Source organism: Chloroflexota bacterium (assembly GCA_014360825.1).
Taxonomy (GTDB): domain Bacteria; phylum Chloroflexota; class Anaerolineae; order UBA2200; family JACIWT01; genus JACIWT01.
Window position 1 is genome coordinate 59,772 of sequence record JACIWT010000009.1, and the last position, 18,402, is coordinate 78,173.

General features: G+C 55.9%; 17 protein-coding genes and 1 other RNA gene. 10 read left to right on the top strand and 8 right to left on the bottom strand.

What is annotated here, in order from left to right; translation table 11 throughout:
• Window positions 1–10 precede the first annotated feature (10 nt).
• Both H5T64_07680 and ffs read right to left on the bottom strand, forming a co-directional pair.
• Entirely contained in the window at window positions 11–1,261 is a 1,251-nt protein-coding gene (locus H5T64_07680) for an NAD(P)/FAD-dependent oxidoreductase (GenBank protein MBC7264228.1), read from the bottom strand.
• Between the two features lie 72 nt (window positions 1,262–1,333).
• Window positions 1,334–1,598, bottom strand: an RNA gene (gene ffs, locus H5T64_07685) — signal recognition particle sRNA large type.
• A 300-nt stretch (window positions 1,599–1,898) separates the two neighbouring features.
• Between ffs and malQ the strand changes: the two genes are divergently transcribed.
• The 8 genes from malQ to H5T64_07725 all read left to right on the top strand — a co-directional run bounded on the left by malQ (window position 1,899) and on the right by H5T64_07725 (window position 9,643).
• Entirely contained in the window at window positions 1,899–3,434 is a 1,536-nt protein-coding gene (malQ, locus tag H5T64_07690) for a 4-alpha-glucanotransferase (GenBank protein ID MBC7264229.1), read from the top strand.
• A 217-nt stretch (window positions 3,435–3,651) separates the two neighbouring features.
• Window positions 3,652–4,974, top strand: a complete 1,323-nt coding sequence (gene ffh / locus H5T64_07695; GenBank protein MBC7264230.1) for a signal recognition particle protein — start codon at window positions 3,652–3,654, stop codon at window positions 4,972–4,974.
• Between the two features lie 72 nt (window positions 4,975–5,046).
• Window positions 5,047–5,364: a 30S ribosomal protein S16 gene (gene rpsP, locus H5T64_07700; GenBank protein MBC7264231.1), complete on the top strand. Its 318-nt coding sequence runs from the start codon at window positions 5,047–5,049 to the stop codon at window positions 5,362–5,364.
• A gap of 14 nt (window positions 5,365–5,378) precedes the next feature.
• Window positions 5,379–5,606 (top strand): KH domain-containing protein, encoded by a 228-nt coding sequence (locus H5T64_07705; GenBank protein MBC7264232.1) that lies wholly within the window; start codon window positions 5,379–5,381, stop codon window positions 5,604–5,606.
• A 31-nt stretch (window positions 5,607–5,637) separates the two neighbouring features.
• Window positions 5,638–6,156, top strand: a complete 519-nt coding sequence (rimM, locus tag H5T64_07710) for a 16S rRNA processing protein RimM (GenBank protein MBC7264233.1) — start codon at window positions 5,638–5,640, stop codon at window positions 6,154–6,156.
• A complete protein-coding gene (dprA, locus tag H5T64_07715) occupies window positions 6,153–7,268 on the top strand; it encodes a DNA-protecting protein DprA (GenBank protein ID MBC7264234.1) in 1,116 nt (371 codons plus the stop codon). The genes rimM and dprA overlap by 4 nt, the downstream gene beginning before the upstream one ends.
• 17 nt (window positions 7,269–7,285) lie before the next feature.
• Window positions 7,286–8,371: an NTP transferase domain-containing protein gene (locus tag H5T64_07720; GenBank protein ID MBC7264235.1), complete on the top strand. Its 1,086-nt coding sequence runs from the start codon at window positions 7,286–7,288 to the stop codon at window positions 8,369–8,371.
• 69 nt (window positions 8,372–8,440) lie between these two features.
• Window positions 8,441–9,643, top strand: coding sequence for a CinA family nicotinamide mononucleotide deamidase-related protein (locus H5T64_07725; protein MBC7264236.1), 1,203 nt, complete (start codon window positions 8,441–8,443; stop codon window positions 9,641–9,643).
• Window positions 9,644–9,697: 54 nt separating this feature from the next.
• Here the strand turns inward: H5T64_07725 and H5T64_07730 are convergent, their stop codons facing one another.
• The gene (locus tag H5T64_07730; GenBank protein ID MBC7264237.1) at window positions 9,698–10,810 is read right to left on the bottom strand and encodes a threonine synthase; all 1,113 of its coding nucleotides are present in this window, start codon (window positions 10,808–10,810) and stop codon (window positions 9,698–9,700) included.
• Between the two features lie 560 nt (window positions 10,811–11,370).
• On the opposite strand from H5T64_07730, the gene H5T64_07735 reads away from it, so the two are divergent.
• Both H5T64_07735 and H5T64_07740 read left to right on the top strand, forming a co-directional pair.
• Window positions 11,371–12,177 (top strand): NTP transferase domain-containing protein, encoded by an 807-nt coding sequence (locus tag H5T64_07735; protein ID MBC7264238.1) that lies wholly within the window; start codon window positions 11,371–11,373, stop codon window positions 12,175–12,177.
• A complete protein-coding gene (locus H5T64_07740; GenBank protein MBC7264239.1) occupies window positions 12,146–13,477 on the top strand; it encodes a CDP-alcohol phosphatidyltransferase family protein in 1,332 nt (443 codons plus the stop codon). Before H5T64_07735 ends, H5T64_07740 begins: the two co-directional genes overlap by 32 nt.
• 14 nt (window positions 13,478–13,491) lie before the next feature.
• Here H5T64_07740 and H5T64_07745 read toward each other — a convergent pair whose 3' ends face one another.
• Genes H5T64_07745 through H5T64_07765 form a run of 5 tightly spaced genes read right to left on the bottom strand, consistent with a single transcriptional unit; the run spans window position 13,492 to window position 18,324 of the window.
• Window positions 13,492–14,562, bottom strand: coding sequence for a glycosyltransferase family 4 protein (locus H5T64_07745; GenBank protein MBC7264240.1), 1,071 nt, complete (start codon window positions 14,560–14,562; stop codon window positions 13,492–13,494).
• Window positions 14,563–14,567: 5 nt separating this feature from the next.
• A complete protein-coding gene (galT, locus tag H5T64_07750) occupies window positions 14,568–15,539 on the bottom strand; it encodes a galactose-1-phosphate uridylyltransferase (protein MBC7264241.1) in 972 nt (323 codons plus the stop codon).
• A 7-nt stretch (window positions 15,540–15,546) separates the two neighbouring features.
• A complete protein-coding gene (locus tag H5T64_07755) occupies window positions 15,547–16,467 on the bottom strand; it encodes an NAD-dependent epimerase/dehydratase family protein (GenBank protein ID MBC7264242.1) in 921 nt (306 codons plus the stop codon).
• Window positions 16,464–16,631 carry a hypothetical protein gene (locus H5T64_07760; protein MBC7264243.1) on the bottom strand — a complete coding sequence of 56 codons (168 nt, stop codon included), beginning with the start codon at window positions 16,629–16,631 and terminating at the stop codon, window positions 16,464–16,466. The genes H5T64_07755 and H5T64_07760 overlap by 4 nt, the downstream gene beginning before the upstream one ends.
• A gap of 4 nt (window positions 16,632–16,635) precedes the next feature.
• Window positions 16,636–18,324: an AarF/ABC1/UbiB kinase family protein gene (locus H5T64_07765; protein ID MBC7264244.1), complete on the bottom strand. Its 1,689-nt coding sequence runs from the start codon at window positions 18,322–18,324 to the stop codon at window positions 16,636–16,638.
• Window positions 18,325–18,402: the final 78 nt, after the last annotated feature.

An 18,402-nucleotide genomic window follows, 5' to 3' on the forward strand; every position in this document is an offset into this window, starting at 1 on the left:
AGGCCTCTCGTTATTCATGTCGTTCTGATACATAATGTGCTGCTGCTTCGCCTGCCACATAGCCGGTCGAAAAGGCTGCCTGGAGATTATAGCCCCCGGTATCAGCGTCTATGTCTATCACCTCACCGCAGAAAAACAACCCTTCTACCAGGCGCGAAGCCATGGTACGTGGATCAATTTCCCTCGTGTCCACGCCCCCTGCTGTGACAATGGCTTCGGCGATGGGTCGGGTGCCCACCACTTTCAGGCGGAAATCCTTAAGCAGACGGTGCAATCGTGCGCGCTCTTCAGCAGTTATTTGGTTCCCCGGCTTGTCCTCGGGTATGCGCGTCAGATCAACGAAGATATCCACCATCTTGCCGGGCAGCAAATCCCGGAGGAGATTATGATATCGTCGTTTACCGTTACGTTCCAAGCCGCGTCGCAGTCGCTCGTCCAATTCTTCATCATCCAGCGCTGGTTTCAGGTCTATAGACAGTTCCGCTTTTCCCCGGCTTAAAGACTCATTTGCTCGCTTGCTCAGCGTCAAGATAATAGGGCCCGAAACGCCGAAATGGGTGAAAAGCATCTCGCCGAATTCGCTGGCCAACGGAGTGCCGTCCAGTAGCAAGGTAGCACGAACATGGCGCAGACTTAATCCCTGCAATTTCGGCGCAATATCGTCCTCAGTTTCCAGGGGCACCAACGCAGGGCGGATGGGTACAATGTGATGTCCGACCGACCCTGCCAGCCGATAACCATCACCCGTGGAGCCGGTCGCCGGATAAGAGGCGCCGCCAGTAGCGATAACGACCGCCTTCCCTCGGATACATTCACTCCTCGCCATCACGCCACAGAGTCGTCCGTCTTCGATGAGCAGCCGATCTACACGGCTTTTGTAACGAATTTGCACCCCGTTTTCCCGGACGTACTGCGCCAGCACATCGGCTACCTGGTGGGCATCGTTCGAGGCAGGGAAAACCCGCCCGCCACGTTCGGTAACGGTGGGCACGCCACGCCGTTCGAAAAAGGTAACCAAGTCACGAGGAGTGAACCGGGAAAGTGCACCGTACAGGAAACGGCCATTCGGGCCAAAATGAGAGACGAAGTTGTCAATGTCAGTATCGTTGGTCAGATTGCAGCGGCCTTTTCCAGTAAGGCGGAGCTTGTTCCCCAGACGAGCCATCTTTTCCAGGAGAACTGTGTCGGCACCACACTCTGCGGCTCGTCCAGCGGCTATCATTCCCGAGGCTCCGCCGCCAACAACGATCACTCGTCTCAAGTTTGTCCCCCACGCCAAGCAAAAAGACGCGAGTTGTGTATAGCCCACACCCCGCGTTTTGCCGTTCGATGGTCGTGCACCCCCTGTCGTTTCGGACCCACCGGCTTGCTCAGGTCAGCCTGCTCCAACCAGGCGCCCCTGCGGCACCCGAAGATGACCACTTACCGCTGCTTCCTCCCGGACCTGACGGGGTTTGTGGGTCTCCGCCGCGCAGGACCCAGTTTTCATCGCCACTTGACCCGAACAGTCCCAGCAAATCACGACCCTCGAGAGGGAATTCGACCCCGCTATAGCGGATTGCGGGTACAGGGCACCGCTAGCTCCCCGTCTAGCACGACCAGTGAAATGTTACCGGAGGAGGGAACTTTTGTCAAACCCACTCGGATTGCGCTGTGAAACGATCATCGGTGATAACGTCATTTAGGAACAGGCTACCGCCTCTTCAACGTGGTTGCTGTGGAGAGTCATCCGCCAGGGAATGGGCGTTCGCCGATTCGATCCACAGGAGCAAACATCTTGTGCGCTTTTGTAACAAACAGGTGAGTTTTGACAGAGCAAGGGCGATAACATATACTGTGGCCCCAGGAACAGAATACAAGTGGGCAAATGAACTATGCAAGGCTTCGAAGGAGACGTTATGGCTTTTCCAAGATCGAGTGGCATTTTGCTTCACCCAACCTCGCTCCCAGGACGGTTCGGCATAGGAGATTTGGGGCCTGAGGCTTATCGCTTTGTGGATTTCCTGGTCGAGGCCTATCAGCAATTGTGGCAGGTACTGCCCTTAGGTCCAACGGGGTACGGAGATTCACCCTATCAGTGCTTTTCCGCTTTCGCTGGTAATCCCCTACTCGTCAGCCCAGAGATGCTAGTCGAGGATGGCTTGCTCTCTCCATCTGATTTGGATGCTGCACCCTCGTTCCCCGAGGACGAAGTAGATTACGGCCTAGTTATCGAATTCAAGACGTCTCTTCTGAGGAAGTCTTTTGAGAAGTTCGAAACCCAAGCCCCTCAGGTTCTGAAGGAGGATTTCAGCACCTTTTGCCAGCAGAATAGTTTCTGGCTTGAGGACTTTACCCTCTTCATGTCTCTCAAGGATGCACATGGTGGGGCTGCTTGGGTCACTTGGGCTTCGGACATTGCTTCTCGCCAACCAGAGGCCGTGAGTCGCTGGACCCAACACCTTGCCGATTCTATCCGCGCTCACAAATACTTCCAGTGGCTGTTCTTCAGGCAGTGGTGGGCCCTCAAAAAGTACGCAAATGAACGCGGCGTCCGGATCATTGGTGATGTCCCGATCTTTGTGGCCCATGATAGTGCCGATGTTTGGGCGCATCCTGAATTGTTCTACTTGGACGAACAAGGCAACCCCACAGTAGTAGCCGGTGTTCCGCCAGATTATTTCAGTGCTACCGGGCAATTGTGGGGCAACCCACTCTATCGTTGGGATGTGATGGCCCAGGATGGATATGCCTGGTGGATCGAACGTGTGCGAGCCACGCTTTCCGTAGTGGATATCATCCGATTAGACCATTTCCGTGGCTTTGAGGCCTATTGGGAGGTGCCGGGCACGGAAGACACTGCTATTCATGGCCGCTGGGTGAAAGGGCCTGGGGCAGCGCTTTTTGAGGCAATCCAAAAGTCGCTTGGCCAGTTGCCAATCATCGCTGAGGATCTGGGCGTGATCACGCCGCCGGTGGTGGCCCTGCGAGAGAGATTTGGCTTCCCGGGGATGAAAATTCTCCAGTTCGCATTCGCTACGGGTGTGGCCAAAATGGATAAGCCTTACTCATACCCTCGCAACTGCGTGGTTTACACTGGCACACATGACAACGACACGGCAATAGGTTGGTTCACTGGTTCTAGTACTCCTGAGGAAAGAGAAAACGCCTTGAAATACCTGGGCACCGATGGTCGTGAATTCCATTGGGACCTCATTCGCCTGGCATTGAGTTCCGTCGCCGATGTGGCGATCATTCCGTTGCAGGATGTGCTGGGTCTGGGTACAGAGGCGCGAATGAACTACCCCAGCCGTGCTAGCGGTAACTGGCGGTGGCGTTTTCGCCACCAGATGCTGACAGATGAAATTAGGCACCGATTAAAGGAAATGACGGAGATATACGGTCGGGCGCCGGCTGCAGGAAAAGAATCCCTCCCAGCGCAAGGTATCAGCTGAGACCCCTCGTACCGTCTTCGTCTTGTTTGAGAAAGCATGCCCGATTTTTGTCCCAGGGCCAAGGCCCGATCCTTTGGCCCACTCTCTGGGTGATTACATATCGCTCCGCCCTGAAGATGCTGGCTCTCGTGGTCCAGGTGCAAGCGCCGGTCTTGTTTGACCATTGCCTTCTTCTCCGCTAAAATACTTCCACTATTTCAACTCAGATGTGAGTCTCATGTTCGATAATCTTTCACGCAGACTGCAAGATATTTTGCGCAATCTCTCCCGAAAGGGCCGATTAACCGAAGCCGATGTGGACGCGGTTCTTCGCGAGGTGCGGCTTGCCCTTTTGGAGGCCGACGTCAATTTCAGGGTGGTCAAAGAATTCGTCGCCCGTGTCCGCGAAAGAGCCATCGGTGCTGATATATTGCATAGTCTTACTCCCGCCCAACAGGTGGTCAAGATCGTCCATGAGGAGATGGTAAGCATGTTGGGTGCACCAGGCAGGCTCAACCTCTCCGGTCGACCGCCCCACGTGGTCATGCTTGTGGGTTTGCAGGGCTCGGGCAAGACTACCACTGCGGCCAAATTGGCTCTTGCCTTGCGTAAGTCGGGACAGCGACCGCTGCTTGTAGCTGCCGATCCACGTCGTCCTGCTGCGGTTACACAACTTCAAGTGTTAGGGCAGGTCCTTGATATCCCAGTGCATACAGAGAGTGTGGAGATAGACCCGGCCGAGACTTGTGCCAGGGCGGTAGAGCACGCCCGACAGTCAGCCCATAGCGTTGTCCTCTTGGACACTGGTGGGCGACTGCATATTGATGACGCGCTGATGGAAGAACTCGTGCGTATCAAGCAGCGCGTCTCGCCCGTGGAAGTAGTACTGGTTGCGGATGCCATGACTGGCCAAGATGCAGTGCGAGTAGCGGATGATTTCAACAAGCGTGTGGGCCTGACGGGCCTTATTCTCACGAAAGTGGATGGGGATGCCCGTGGTGGTGCGGCCCTCTCCATGCGCGCGGTCACCGGCGTGCCCATCAAATACTTAGGAGTGGGCGAGAAGACCGATGCGCTGGAACCTTTCCAACCTGACCGACTGGCCTCGCGCATCTTAGGCATGGGGGACATGCTTACACTCATTGAACGCGCCGAGGCTGCCTTCGATGAGGAACAGGCCCGCAGATTGCAGGAGAAACTCGCCACCGCCGATTTCGACTTGGAGGACTTCCGCGAGCAACTGCGCCAAGTCAAGCAGATGGGGCCGCTGCACCAAGTTTTGGAGATGATCCCAGGCTTTACCCAAATGAGCCGTGAGTTGCCCCAACATGTGACAGACCAGCAAATGAGACGCATCGAGGCCATCATCAACTCTATGACGCCAGAGGAGCGGAGAAATCCACGCATCATAGGAGGCAGTCGAAAGAAGCGCATTGCCCGGGGTAGTGGCACCACGATACAGGATGTAAACCAATTGCTGGGGCAGTTTCGCCAAATGCAACGCTTGATGAAGCAGATTCGCGACGGTCGCAGCCGCGGCTTTCTATCCCTATTCAGATGAGTTCAGTGAGTAATACATCCACCATCATGGTTTGCATTTACTACTCCATCTATTTTGAGGAGGTACGCTAACTTGTTAAAGATCCGTCTGAGAAGAACGGGACTCAAGAAACAGCCTAGTTACCGCATAGTTGTGGCAGATTCGCGGTCTCCACGTGATGGAAGATTCTTGGAGATCGTCGGCCATTACAATCCGCGTACTGAGCCACCGTCTTTCGACCTGGATGCCGAGCGCATCCGGTACTGGCTCTCTCAAGGGGCCCAACCCACCGATACAGTAGCCCGCCTTCTGGACAAGGAGGGACTACTGACTCGGAAGCAAAAGATGGCTGCTCCTAAAGCCGCAAAGGCCGATAACGTACCGACGGAGGGCGAGAAGGAGCCTTCGTGATGGAAGAGGATCGCATGAGGGCCCTCATCGAGTATATAGCCCGCTCTCTGGTTGACTACCCTGACGCCGTCCATGTGGAGCGGATATCCGGTACCCACACTACTATCTACGAACTGCGCGTTGCTCCGGAGGACATGGGCCGCGTGATTGGCAAGCAAGGCCGAGTGGTGAACGCCATGCGTACGCTGGTGCGTGTGGCTGGCTCGCGTGAAGGGAAGCGCGCGACGCTTGAAGTCGTCTAGGTTCGACGCTACAGGACTAGCATGATGTCGCATGGCGGGTCGGGTTGTTCCTGAATATTTGGTCATCGGCCGAGTAGTGGCTCCCTGGGGGAGGAGCGGCGAGATCAAAGTGGCCCTGGAGACCGACTTTCCTCACCGTTTTGCGCTGCTTCGCGAGGTGTTCGTTGGCCCAGACCGAACACCCCGGGCATTGCTTTCCAGCCGCCTACACCAAGGTCACGTCATTCTTCGATTGGCTGGCTGCGACGATCGCAATGCCGCAGAGGGATTGCGAGGTCTAGAGATACTGATCCCCATTTCGCAGGCCATGCCGTTGGAGGAGGGGCAATACTATCTGCACCAGATATTCGATTTGCATGTGTACGACGAATCTGAGTGCTATCTAGGCCAAGTTATGGAGATATTGGTGACCGGCAGCAACGACGTCTATGTGGTGCGAGATGGCGAGCGAGAACTCCTTATACCCGCCCTTGCTGACGTGATTCTCCGTGTGGATCTGGAACAAGGCCGCATGATTGTCCGTCTGCCGAAAGGGTTGGACGAACTGTGAACGAGAACACCCGCTACTGGGTGGGCTTCAATATCGTGCCTGGTATCGGCCCTGTCAAAGTCCGTGCTTTGGTAGAGCACTTCGGCAGCGTGAAAGCAGCCTGGCATGCTGATAGTGCTGCACTGCAGGGCAGCGGGCTTGACCGACGCGCTCTGGAAAACTTTCTTGCTGCCCGCTCTAGCATTTCATTAGACGAGGAAATGGAGCGCATCCGCGAGCAGGGGGTGACCATCATCACATGGGATGACCCAGATTATCCACGCCTTTTGCGCGAGATTTACGCCCCACCACCGGTGCTTTACGTGAAGGGCTCGCTGACCCCCGCCGACGAATACGCTGTCGCGATTGTCGGTACGCGGCGTGCCACGCACTACGGCCGAGAGGTCACATCTCGCCTGGCAGGCGGCTTGGCTGCCAACGGAGTTACTGTGGTTAGCGGTCTGGCGCGCGGGATCGATGCCATAGCCCACCGTGCCGCTCTGGACGCTGGTGGACGAACGATCGCCATCTTAGGTTGCGGGATAGACATCGTCTACCCACCCGAACACGCTCGCCTCGCACAGGAGATTATCGCCAACGGCGCACTGATTACTGATTACCCGTTGGGCACAAAGCCCGATGCAGGTAACTTTCCCGCTCGCAACCGCATTATCAGTGGACTATGTCTGGGCACCCTCGTCACTGAAGCGGATGAGCAAAGTGGAGCCCTGATTACTGCGCGCTACGCCTTAGAACAGGGACGCGAAGTCTTTGCCGTGCCGGGCAGCATCCTGACAAGAAGCAGTGCGGGCACCAACCGCCTGATACAGGCTGGCGAAGCCAAGTTGGTTCACGATGTACAGGATATCCTGGAAGAACTTAACCTCACTATGATCGTAGAGCAGACTGAAGTGCGTGAAATAGCGCCCAGCAGCGAAAAGGAAGCGCGTTTGCTCCAGCACCTTTCTGACGAGCCAGTCCACATCGATGATTTGGGTCGCGTTAGTGGGCTACCGATTGTGGAAGTGAGCAGCACCTTAGCATTGATGGAACTCAAAGGTCTGGTGCGCCGTGTCAGTGGGATGAACTATGTTCTGGCACGCGAAAGTCGCGTGGATTATGTGATTGATTGAGACGCTGGGGATTTTCAATGGTGCAGAACGAAAGTTTGTATGCTGCAGTCCTGGCGGGTGGCGGAGGCACTAGGCTATGGCCCCGTAGCCGGCAACGATTGCCGAAACATCTGCTTAGCCTGGTGGGTGAGATGCCTCTGTTGAATCAGACCCTCGAGCGCATCCGGCCGCTCGTTGCACCAGAACGCACGTTTGTAGTCACGGTAGCAGACCATGCGGATCTGGTGCGTGAGCAAGTCAGCACTCTACCATCCCAGAATATCATCGTTGAACCCGAAGGACACGGTACTGCGCCCTGCATTGGGTTGGCTGCGTTGCACATCCACCGCCGCAATCCAGAGGCAACGATGATCTCGCTCCATGCAGACCATACAATTGCCGACGCAGAGAATTTCCGCCGCATCCTAACGGCTACTATCCCCATCGCCCAACAAGGATATTTGGTTACCCTCGGCATCAAGCCCAGTTATCCAGAGACAGGCTACGGTTATATTCAGCAGGGGGAACACATCGCGAATGTAGATGGGCATCCGATTTACAGGGTAGAACGCTTTACTGAAAAGCCACGTCTGGAGATTGCCCGCGAATTCTTACGTCGAGGCAATTATTACTGGAATAGCGGCATCTTCGTCTGGAAAGTTTCGACCATTTTGGAACAGATGAGTCTTCTCTTACCCGATCTTTACGCGCAGTTAATGGAGATCCAGGCCGTGTTAGGCACTCCGCAAGAGGACGACGTCTTGCGCTCTACCTGGCAAAAAGTGCGCGATATGACTATTGACGTGGGAATTATGGAGCGGGCCGCGGATGTGGCTGTCATCCCTGCTGCCATTCAATGGAACGATGTAGGGAGTTGGTCGTCTTTAGCAGAACTCTTGCCAAACGACGCGCAGGGCAACGTCATTCAGGGTGAACATATCGGGTTGGACACTGAGAACTGCTTGATCTACGGCAGTGAGCGGTTAATTGCTACCATAGGTTTGCATAATCTGATCATCGTAGATGCCGGCGACGTCCTTCTCATCTGCCCGAAAGAGCGGGCGCAGGACGTAAAAAGGATTGTGGACCAGTTGAAGGCAACTGGGAAAGAGGAGTATCTCTGAATCATAGCCGGCAATCAGCGGCTCCAGACAAGTGTTTGTTGCTGGCCCGGTATCTTGGAGTTGATACGCTTGCGCGCTGAGATTCTCACGATTGGCACGGAATTACTACTTGGGGAAATTGTGGATACCAATGCCGCCTACATCGCGAAGCACCTGGCGGACATTGGCATAGATCATTACTACACTGTTACTGTAGGTGACAATGAGGATCGTATCAGCGCTGCTTTGTGCGATGCGCTGGCCCGCGCCGATGTGGTTATTGCTACCGGAGGCCTGGGCCCGACGGTAGATGACGTTACCCGCCAGGCTGTAGCCCGGGCCGTAAACCGTCCGTTAGTATTGCACCCCGAATTACTCACGCAGATTGAGGCCAGGTTTCGTTCCCTTGGCGTCACCATGACCGAGAACAATCGCCGCCAGGCCTATATTCCCCAAGGGGCCATCGTGATCGAAAATCCGGTGGGCACTGCCCCAGCCTTCATTGTCGAGCAGGATGAGAAGTCCATTGTTGTTCTCCCCGGCGTGCCTCATGAGATGCGCTATCTGCTGGAAACCCATGTGCTACCGCATCTGCAGGCGAAGATGGGTGAATCAATGGTCATTCTCACCCGCGTGTTACACACCGCTGGCCTTGGCGAAAGCCAAGTGGACATGCTCATCCAGGATCTCGAAGAGGGCACCAACCCTACTGTCGGTCTTTCCGCCCACCCCGGTCAGACGGATATACGTATTACGGCCAAGGCACCAGACCGAGCGGCGGCACAGGCACTCATAGCGCCAATAGAAGCACAAGTGCGAGAACGACTGGGCGTTGCAATTTATGGCGCGGATGGAGAGCGACTGGAAGACGTCATAATAAGGCTGCTTCAAAAGCAGCGGCAGACACTCGTAGTTGTGGAGAGTGTATCTGGCGGAATGGTAGCAAGCCGCCTTTCCTGTGTCGCGGGAGCGAAGGGATTTTTCCTCGGTGGGCTGGTAATGCCTGATCTGGCATCTGCCTTGCGCCAATTAGGGATTCCCAACTCCAGTGAGGGGGAATGCGGTGTGGCCGCACATCTGGTTGCGAGAGCGCGTGAGGCTTACAAAGCAGATTGGGCTCTTGCTGTGCTGGAAAATGGGGATGAGGGCAGTGTGTGTTTGGCATTGGCAACCGTCGTGGAAACCAGCCACCGCCTGCTGAGGCGTCGAGACGAGCCAGAGATTACAAAATTGTGGTTGGCCAACGTGGCACTGGACTTTCTTCGCCGGAGACTGTTAAAAGATCACCTGTAAGGATGCCCTTTCATCCACCCTCTCCCTGCTAAACAAATTACACATCGCGTGTATTCATTCGGTTGGCGGACGGGTTTTCAAACCCGCACCCGTCAATGGCAGGACGATGATCTTATCTTTATCAAGCAGTGAATTCAACTGCGATAGCGCAGCGAAGGGTGCCGCCGATGTAGGTTCGATGTACAAGCCCATGTGGGCCAATGCCCTTCGCGCCGCAAGGATGTGATCGTCGTCCACAGTGACAAACGTGCCACTCGTTTCACGTACGACGCGCAGGATTGCTGCCCCATGCACTGGTTGGACGATACGTATGCCCTCGGCTACGGTCTCGCCTGGCTGAATAGCGGGTGCCTCAGAGAGGCCATTATGGTAGGCCAGGTAAAGCGGGGCACATGCTGTGGCCTGAACACCGATGAATCGCGGTAATCGGTGAATTAGACCCGCCTCGCGCAAGGCGAGGAAGCCTTGGTACGTTCCTAGAAGCAGCGTTCCGTGGCCGACCGGAAAGACGATGCTATCCGGCACATTTCCCTCTAACTGTTCCCAGAGTTCGTAGGCGAAGGTGCGCATGCCGAAAAGCGCCAGCGGGTTATAATAGTGGCTAGCATAGTATGCGCCTTTTGCAGCCGCTTGTTGGGCAGCGCGAGCAGCATTCTCTCGTGGACCGGGCACGCGAACGAGCCTGGCCCCGTAAATCTCGATCTGCGCAGTCTTCGCTGGTGAGGTGTAGGCTGGGACGTAGATATGTGCCTCTATGCCAGCCCGGCCTGCGTAGGCAGCTAATGCCGCCCCGGCGTTACCAGACGAATCCTCGACTACAAGCCGAACTCCCATCGCGTTTAGCACTGTCACCAGCACTGATGCCCCGCGGTCTTTAAATGAGCCAGTGGGATTCACAAACTCTAGTTTGCAGTAGTACTCACGATTCCCCCAGGGAACCGTTATCAGCGGTGTGAGACCCTCGCCCAACGTCACCGGATTGGATCTGGGGGGCAGGGGCAATGAGGCTCGATAACGCCATAGCCCCCACGTTTCCCTTTCGATTTGGGCAGCGTCGAAGGCGGGAGCACCCTCGAGGTCAAAAAGGCCACCGCAGGTGCAGACCCACATGCGGGTGCAGAAGTCATATGTTTTGTGGCAACGAGTGCAACGGAAAGTGGTAGTCACTGGTGCATCTCCGATCCGATCTATCTGTTTCGACGTGCTGCCTGGTGTGTATCAACACGCTCCAGCCGAATCTGATGGCCGCCAGGTTCCCGTTGCTCGGCAGTGTAGCACAGGCATACTATGATGTCAACTCACCAATACGGTTACAGCGCCGTTTCGGCTGCGGCGTGATGAACATTCGATCGCCTTGCCCAGATCAGGATGGTGATGGAATCAGTCAGAGGGTTTGACAAATTCCAGTAGCAACTTATAATATTAACTAAAGTGAATAGAAACTTTTGGCTCTGGCGAATCCCCATTGGGGGAACGGGGGAACCGGTTTTGGTGGGGTGAACTCGCCTCGGCGAGCAGGAGCGTCTTCCCTTCGAACCCGTCAGCTAACCTCGTAGCCTGTGGAAGATAGGGCTGTACAAGCGGTCAACGACGTCTTTCAGAAAAGCACATGCTTTGTGGGCAGTCCAATGACCGTTTTTTCTTGCTTGAGGTACCATGCCGGGCCCAAAGGCCCGGTTTTCTATTTCTTTGGGAAGTGAAGTGCCCTCGAGCGGCAACTGGAGGCCATGATGAAGGGAGTTATTTTGGCTGCAGGTTTTGGCGCCCGATTGGATCCCTTAACACGAGATCGTCCTAAGCCCCTCGTTCCCCTATTGGAACGCCCTTTGATCGATTACACGATCGAGGCCTTTGTTCAATGCGGTTTTACTGAACTCGGGGTTATTCTGAGTCATAACGGGAGGGTGCTGCAACACTATCTGGGAGATGGCAGTCGATACGGCTTAGCGATCCACTGCCTGCACAACCATCTTTATCCCCGAGGCAATGCCACCTCTATTCTGGCTGCACGTGACTTCGTCGGTCAGGAACCCTTTGTCGTCTCTATGAGCGACCATTTAATCTCACCACAAATCTTATCAACGCTTCTTTCTCATATTCATATTGCTGACCACAGCGTATTATGCGTGGATTTCGAGGCCAAGGCCGCGCCGTTGCTCAACGACGCCACCAAAGTCTGGTTAGCCCGAGATGGTTACGTCGTGCGCATAGGTAAGGGGTTGAAACGCTGGCATGCTGTTGACGTGGGTGTATTTCTATTCCAGCCCCGTATCCTGGACCACATTGTTGAGATGCTACATCACTGCGACGGACCCTACACCATCACCCGTGCGGTGCGAAGGATGATCGCCCACGGCGATCGCCTGGGCACCTGCGATGTTTCAGGTCATTTCTGGTTAGATATAGATACGTGGGAAGATCTGATTTATGCCCGAAAGGTCCTGCGGATTGGATTGTCACGGCTGGATTTGCAGGCCTCGGAATTGAGCGAGGAAGGCATCTATGCAAACCGTTATTTTGGCCAATCGGCATAGCGATGAGGCCATCTTAGCCTTGCGGCCCGTGTGCGGTGTGCCGCTCATTCGTCGCCACCTCCAAGTCTTACGGACAACAGAGTGGCGGGATATCATGGTGGTCGTTTCCTCAGGAGACGAGGAGGCGATCAGAGAATCCATTGGCGATCCTGTGTCGCTGGGCGTGCGCGTGGTGTATCTCCAAGCACCACGAGGAGAACTCCCCACTCGACAACTCCTCGAGGGTACATGCGGTGACATCCTGATACTCGAAGGTCATTACGTGATCGAGGACATGTTGCTCACCGCACTGGTGACGAGTGGGGTCCCAGCCTTCCTCTGTGATAGCCAGCCCGAAGGATATGCTCCCCTAGTAGTGGGTGTGCAGAGGGGGAGGGCAGTGATGATCGGGGCTGCGTCTGATGTGCATGCTTGCGCCTATGTTGGTGCGGTTTTCCTGCCCAGGCCCTTCCTGCTAAAACTTGGTGCTATCGGCGAAAGCCTGGCCTGGCCAGCGGGACTATTAGGTCACGTTCCTCTCAGAGCCCTTGATGTCCGGCAGTTACACCTTTACAATGCGGAGGTTCGTAGGCATGCAGAGCCTATCTGGTGGGCAGTGGAGAGTGACGCTGACGCAACACAATGCAAGTATGCCCTAGTGATGGGAGCACAAAAGCACACGCTGGATGTGTTAGCGTGGTACTTAAATCGTCCACTGGAGAACTGGCTCATCATGCGCATCGCGAACTGGCCCATCACACCTAACCAGGTGACGGTATTAACAGACCTGCTCGCCTTCTTGGTCACGGCCCTCTTCCTGACGGGACAATTGTGGCTGGCCTCTCTACTCACCTTTGCGGTGAATATCTTAGATGGCGTGGATGGCAAACTGGCTCGGGTAAAGGCAATGGCTACGAAGTTAGGGCAACTGGAACACTCGTTCGACCTCCTTTATGAGCAATCCTGGTACATCGCTTTCACCTGGGCAGTGTTTAACCGCAGTCAACAGATCATCGTATTGGCAATTGGTTTTGTCATAGTCCTTTTCGATGCCTTTGCCCGTCATGTGTCCATGCAATTTCGCCAAGTGATGGGCATTCCTCTGGCAGACTACGCGCCCTTCGATCAACGTTTCCGCCGCTTCGACGGTCGCCGGAATATCTACACCATTTACATCCTGGTGGGGGTGATCCTCAATAGGCCCTTTTATGCTCTGCTGGCAATGGCCCTGCACGCATTCGTCACGGGTGTAGTTTACGTTTGGCGCGCCGTACTACATCTCCGGGCCGCAGATCGCGGTGTTGGTGGCAAGGCACCCTAGTCAGGCGAAATTTGCTAAACTACCGCCTCATAGACGGCCAGCGTCTCAGTGGCTGTCTTCGCCCAACTGAACTGTGCTGCCCGAGCCAGTGCTCTGACTGCCAGTTCTGCACGGAGTTGCGGGTTTGCACACAATGCGCCGAGAGCTTCGGCCAATTGGGCAGCCGATGTGGAATTCACCAAGAGACCTCCATCCCCGATGACCTCGGGCAGCGATGAGGAGTCCGATGCTATGACCGGCGTCCCGCAAGCCATTGCCTCTAATGGGGGGAGCCCAAAGCCCTCATAGAGGGAGGGGAAAACGAAGCACCACGCTGCTGTATAAAGGGCGGGCTTGTCTTCTTCTGACACCCACCCGATGAATCGCACCTGCCCATCGATCCCCAGGTCCTTGGCCAGCGGCCGGGGGTCGAGCGCCATGGCGCTCCCGCGTTCTGGCAATCGCCCGGCAATGACCAGGGGTGGGGCGTCGGCCAACTGTGAGTAGGATCGCAACAATATGTTCACGTTTTTGCGCGGATCGAAGCCGCCGAGGTAAAGGATGTACACATCTGGCAAGCCATAGCGAACACGGACATCCTCAAGGATCGCCTTATCCTTAACAGGACGGTAACGTTTACCTGCTGCCAGATAGACCACCCGCACTCTTTCAGAATCTATGCCCAAGGCACGCACGATGTCGCGCTTGGACGCCTCGGAGTCAGTGAGCACCATCTGTGCCTGGTGAGCAGCGGCAGAAACCAGGCGCATGTACATCCGAACCAGAGGTGAACCCCGGTACTCAGGCAAGATCAGAGGAATAACGTCGTGGATGGTGACCACGGTGGGTACAGTGGGCCGCAATGGTGGAGCAAAGTAGGGCACGTGGGCTACATCCACAGCCAGATGGCGGCATTCTCGAGGATAGGACACCTGCTCGAACCACACTTTCTCCAGGTTGCGGCCGCGACGTCCCTCTGGGGGTGATAGGCAAAGGTACCCGTGCTCAGATGAGATCTGCCGTAAGGCGCACAGGAGTTCGGCCGTATATTGTCCGCTGCCAGTGCCCTCTTGGCCTAGGAAGAAGGCATTGATTCCCACGCGCACCGTGGCTATGCTCCTGCTGCCCGCAGTTCAGCAGCCCATTGTTCTGGCAACTCGTCAGTGGAGAAAACCCCTGCGCCCGACTCTGAGGAGGCGCGATATTTCAATTTGTCCGCTGTGCGGTGTAGGGTGTAAAACTCAATGTGGAAGTGATAATATGGGTAGCGTTTGCCATCACTGGGACGCTGGTGCATTACCATCATATAAGGCAGCGGGAAGCCATACAGGGCATCGAAACGGCACACCGTATCTTTGAGGAGGGCAGCCAGGTCCCAGCACTCGTCATCTCCCAACTCCGCGATGGAGGTCCTGTGAACGCGAGAGACTATGTGCACCTCATGAGGGTAGCGGGCGAAAAAGGGCACAAAGGCGGTGAAGCCAACGTTCTCTCGCACTACGCGTGTTCCTTCCCTTCTCTCGGCCGCGAGGATATCACAGAGCAAGCAGTGCTTAGAGACCCGTTGATGCCGACGACAGGCAGCGAGTTCGCGTTCGAGTACCGGTGGGATGAAGGGGAAGGCGTAGATTTGGCCATGAGGGTGAGTCAAGGTCACGCCGATCTCTCGGCCTCGGTTTTCGAATATCTGAACATATTGGACGTAGGGCAGCGCTCCTAGTTCGAGCCAGCGATCGGCCCAAACAGCGATCAGTTTCCGGATGTGCTCGACAGGCAATTCACCCAGGCTACCTTCGTGTTGCGATGTGTACAGCACCACTTCGCACACACCTTGAGCCGGACGCACTGGACACAGTTCTGAACCCTCCACCGCAGGCTCCGGAGGGTGGCGTTGGAAAGTGGGGAACCGGTTTTCGAACACGGCGATCTCATAATCTCCCGCAGGGATTTCAGTTGCGGTACTCCCAGCCCGCGTCGGACATAGGGGGCAGTAATCCTGGGGAGGAAGGAAAGTGCGCTCCTGACGGTGAGTCGCCGTGACTACCCATTCCTCAAGCAGTGGATTCCATCGCAGTTCGGACATCAGTAACTCAAAGTTGCGTTTTGAAAAATTCAATGGTGCGCTGGAGACCAGTGGCCAGGTCTGTCTCAGGAACCCAGCCGAGGAGTTCTCTGGCGCGGTGAACGGTGAGATAGGTCTTATACACCTCGCCTGGTTTTGGTGGACCGTGCACTTCGCCAAGTCTGTACTGTGTTGCTTCGGCCAGACGGGCGAAGATCTCGTTGATGGAAGTGCCGATGCCAGTGCCGATGTTCACCATCTGCCCATCGCCCTTGTCCAGCGCCAATACGTTTGCGCGGGCCACGTCACCAACGTAGACGAAATCGCGTTCCTGAGTGCCGTCGCCATTGATGACCGCCTGCTTGCCCGTGAGCATCTGCATGATGAAGATGGCTACGACACCAGCCTCGCCGTAAGGGTCCTGTCGCGGGCCGTAGACGTTGCCGTAGCGGAGCGATACGAACCGAAGCCCGTAATGGGTGTGGTAGAGTTCTAGGTAGTGTTCCACGTGGTGCTTACTGGCACCGTAAAAGTCCAGTGGCTGGACTGGATGCACTTCATCAGCAGGGAGGTACTGGGGATTCCCATAGATTGCCCCGCCTGTGGAAGCGTAAATGAACTTGGACACTTCGTACCGGCGGCAAAGTTCCAAAAGGTGCAGTGACCCGAGCACGTTCACATCGGCGTAGAGGATAGGCTCCTCCATGGACTCTCGAACGCTGGCTAGTGCGGCATGATGGTTTACATAATCTGGGCGCTCGGCGGCGAAAACCGCCGCTAACCGCGGATCTCGGATGTCCATCTCGTAGAACTGTGCCTCTGGGTTCACGTTGGCTTTCTTCCCGGTGTGAAGGTTATCTACCACCACTACCTTATGTCCTTCTTCGATGTAGGCATCGACTACGTGGGAGCCGATGAACCCCGCACCGCCAGTCACCAGTATCTTCATGACTTCTCCTTTTTCGATGGAATGGCGTTTTCCTGACAGGTCTCATCACCCTCTGGCTGTGTGGGTAGAAAACGGTAGTAGATCAGGTAACGCCCATCGTCTTTAATGATGCGCTTTTTCTCCATACGCCAGGCAGGACATCGAATGGCATCTGCTTTTGGCATAGTCTTACAACCCCCGACGGCGGAAGATAGACCAAAGAAGCCATAGGGCCAGTATCCCTGCCACTATGAAACTGATTTGGGCAATGGGAAGAGGCCAACCCAAGAGGGGCAACCGCCATACAGCCGCCTGTGCTCCGCCCAATAGAATGAGTGACGAGCCCACAATCAATGCGGCCACGATGATGCTGAAAGATAGCCGGTTGGCGATGGTGTCCAGACGAGCCAACAACTCTTCCAATCGGCGCATGTCTACGCCCAAGGTCATATTGCCTTGCTCCAATTGTTCAGAGAGAATTTCGATGCGCTGCGGCAACACCTGCACCAGTTCGTCCAGTTCCTGAAGCGTTTGCAGCGCGCGTGTCCCGGCACGGCGGAGGGAGAGCCGTTGGGCCATGAATTCCGTGACGAAGGGCTCCGCTTGTTTCACCAAAATAAAGCCCGGGTCCAGGCTGAGGGCCAGACCTTCCAGGACGAGCACCATGCGCGCCAAAAGTGCTAGGTCACTGGGGAGATGAACACGGTTGCGGAACGCCACAGTGAGCACGTCCTCCAGGAATCGCCCGATGGGCATCTCTTCGAGAGGGACGCCGTAGTAACGGAAGAGGAGGCGCTGCACGTCGCGTCGGAGGCTAGAAAGATCGGTGGGTTGCGTCGCGCCTAGGCGCAGCACAGTGCGGACAACGCGGTCAGGATTTTGCTCCAACAGGCCGAGGAACAGATTCCCCAGGCTCTCCTTCGTATCGGCGGTCAGGTGGCCCATCATGCCGAAGTCCACGAAACCGATTCGGTCGCCGCAGACCATGATGTTAGCGGGGTGGGGGTCGGCATGGAAGAAACCGTCCACAAACACTTGCTTGAGATATACCTCCACCACCGTCTCTGCAATAGCGGGGAGGTCATAACCCAACTCTGCCAGTCTCGCCGGGTCGGTCAGTTTCACTCCCTCTAGGTACTCCATCGTGATGATGTCGCGGGTGGTGTATTCCCATACTACGGCGGGGACAATTACCCGTTCATCGCCGGACAGGTTAGCGCGAAGGCGTTCAGCGTTTCGCGCTTCGTTGGTGTAATCCATCTCCTCGCGCAGGGTCTGGCCAAACTCTTCGACCAGCCCGACCAAATTGTACTCTCGTACCATGGCAGAGCGGTTGCTGAGGAAACGAACCTGCCGCATGAGGAGATCGAGATCCGCTTCCACGACCTGTCGGATGCCAGGGCGAATGACCTTTACTATCACCTCGCGACCATCCTTCAATTGGGCACGGTGAGCCTGGCCGATGGAGGCTGCTGCAATAGGGTCGCCCTCGAAGCGAGTGAAAATCTCGTCCATTGGGCTCCTCAACTCGGACTCGATGGCAGCGATGATCTGTTCGGTCGGGACAGGTGGGGCGGCGTCGAGCAATTTGGCGAGTTCCTGGATGTATTCAGGGGGCAAGAGATCCGGACGCGTGCTCAGAATCTGCCCTAATTTTATGAATGTGGGGCCGAGTTCCTCGATGGTGCGGCGCACGCGCTGGGGGATGGTCATAGCCTCCACTGCCGCGTCCTGACTGGACCGCCAGGGCAGGATGAATCGTGAGAGCCCTAGTTGCTCGACGAGGAAGCCCAGCCCATTTCGCAACAGGATCTCGGTTACGTGGCGCAGACGCAATATCTCCTGGTATGGCTGTCCGAACAGAAGCCGACCGACCATCGCTTTCTCCCTCAGGATGGCCCTATTATACTATAGTTTGGGGCTGTTGTCAGGCCACTGTTCGGGATGGCGTATGTG

Coding starts and splice junctions, on each gene's coding strand:
- malQ (MBC7264229.1), top strand. CDS start 1,899: ATGGCTTTTCCAAGATCGAGTGGCATTTTGCTTCACCCAACCTCGCTC.
- ffh (MBC7264230.1), top strand. CDS start 3,652: ATGTTCGATAATCTTTCACGCAGACTGCAAGATATTTTGCGCAATCTC.
- H5T64_07760 (MBC7264243.1), bottom strand. CDS start 16,631: ATGCCAAAAGCAGATGCCATTCGATGTCCTGCCTGGCGTATGGAGAAA.
- H5T64_07755 (MBC7264242.1), bottom strand. CDS start 16,467: ATGAAGATACTGGTGACTGGCGGTGCGGGGTTCATCGGCTCCCACGTA.
- H5T64_07705 (MBC7264232.1), top strand. CDS start 5,379: ATGAGGGCCCTCATCGAGTATATAGCCCGCTCTCTGGTTGACTACCCT.
- H5T64_07735 (MBC7264238.1), top strand. CDS start 11,371: ATGATGAAGGGAGTTATTTTGGCTGCAGGTTTTGGCGCCCGATTGGAT.
- H5T64_07765 (MBC7264244.1), bottom strand. CDS start 18,324: ATGGTCGGTCGGCTTCTGTTCGGACAGCCATACCAGGAGATATTGCGT.
- rimM (MBC7264233.1), top strand. CDS start 5,638: ATGGCGGGTCGGGTTGTTCCTGAATATTTGGTCATCGGCCGAGTAGTG.
- galT (MBC7264241.1), bottom strand. CDS start 15,539: ATGTCCGAACTGCGATGGAATCCACTGCTTGAGGAATGGGTAGTCACG.
- H5T64_07720 (MBC7264235.1), top strand. CDS start 7,286: ATGGTGCAGAACGAAAGTTTGTATGCTGCAGTCCTGGCGGGTGGCGGA.
- H5T64_07740 (MBC7264239.1), top strand. CDS start 12,146: ATGCAAACCGTTATTTTGGCCAATCGGCATAGCGATGAGGCCATCTTA.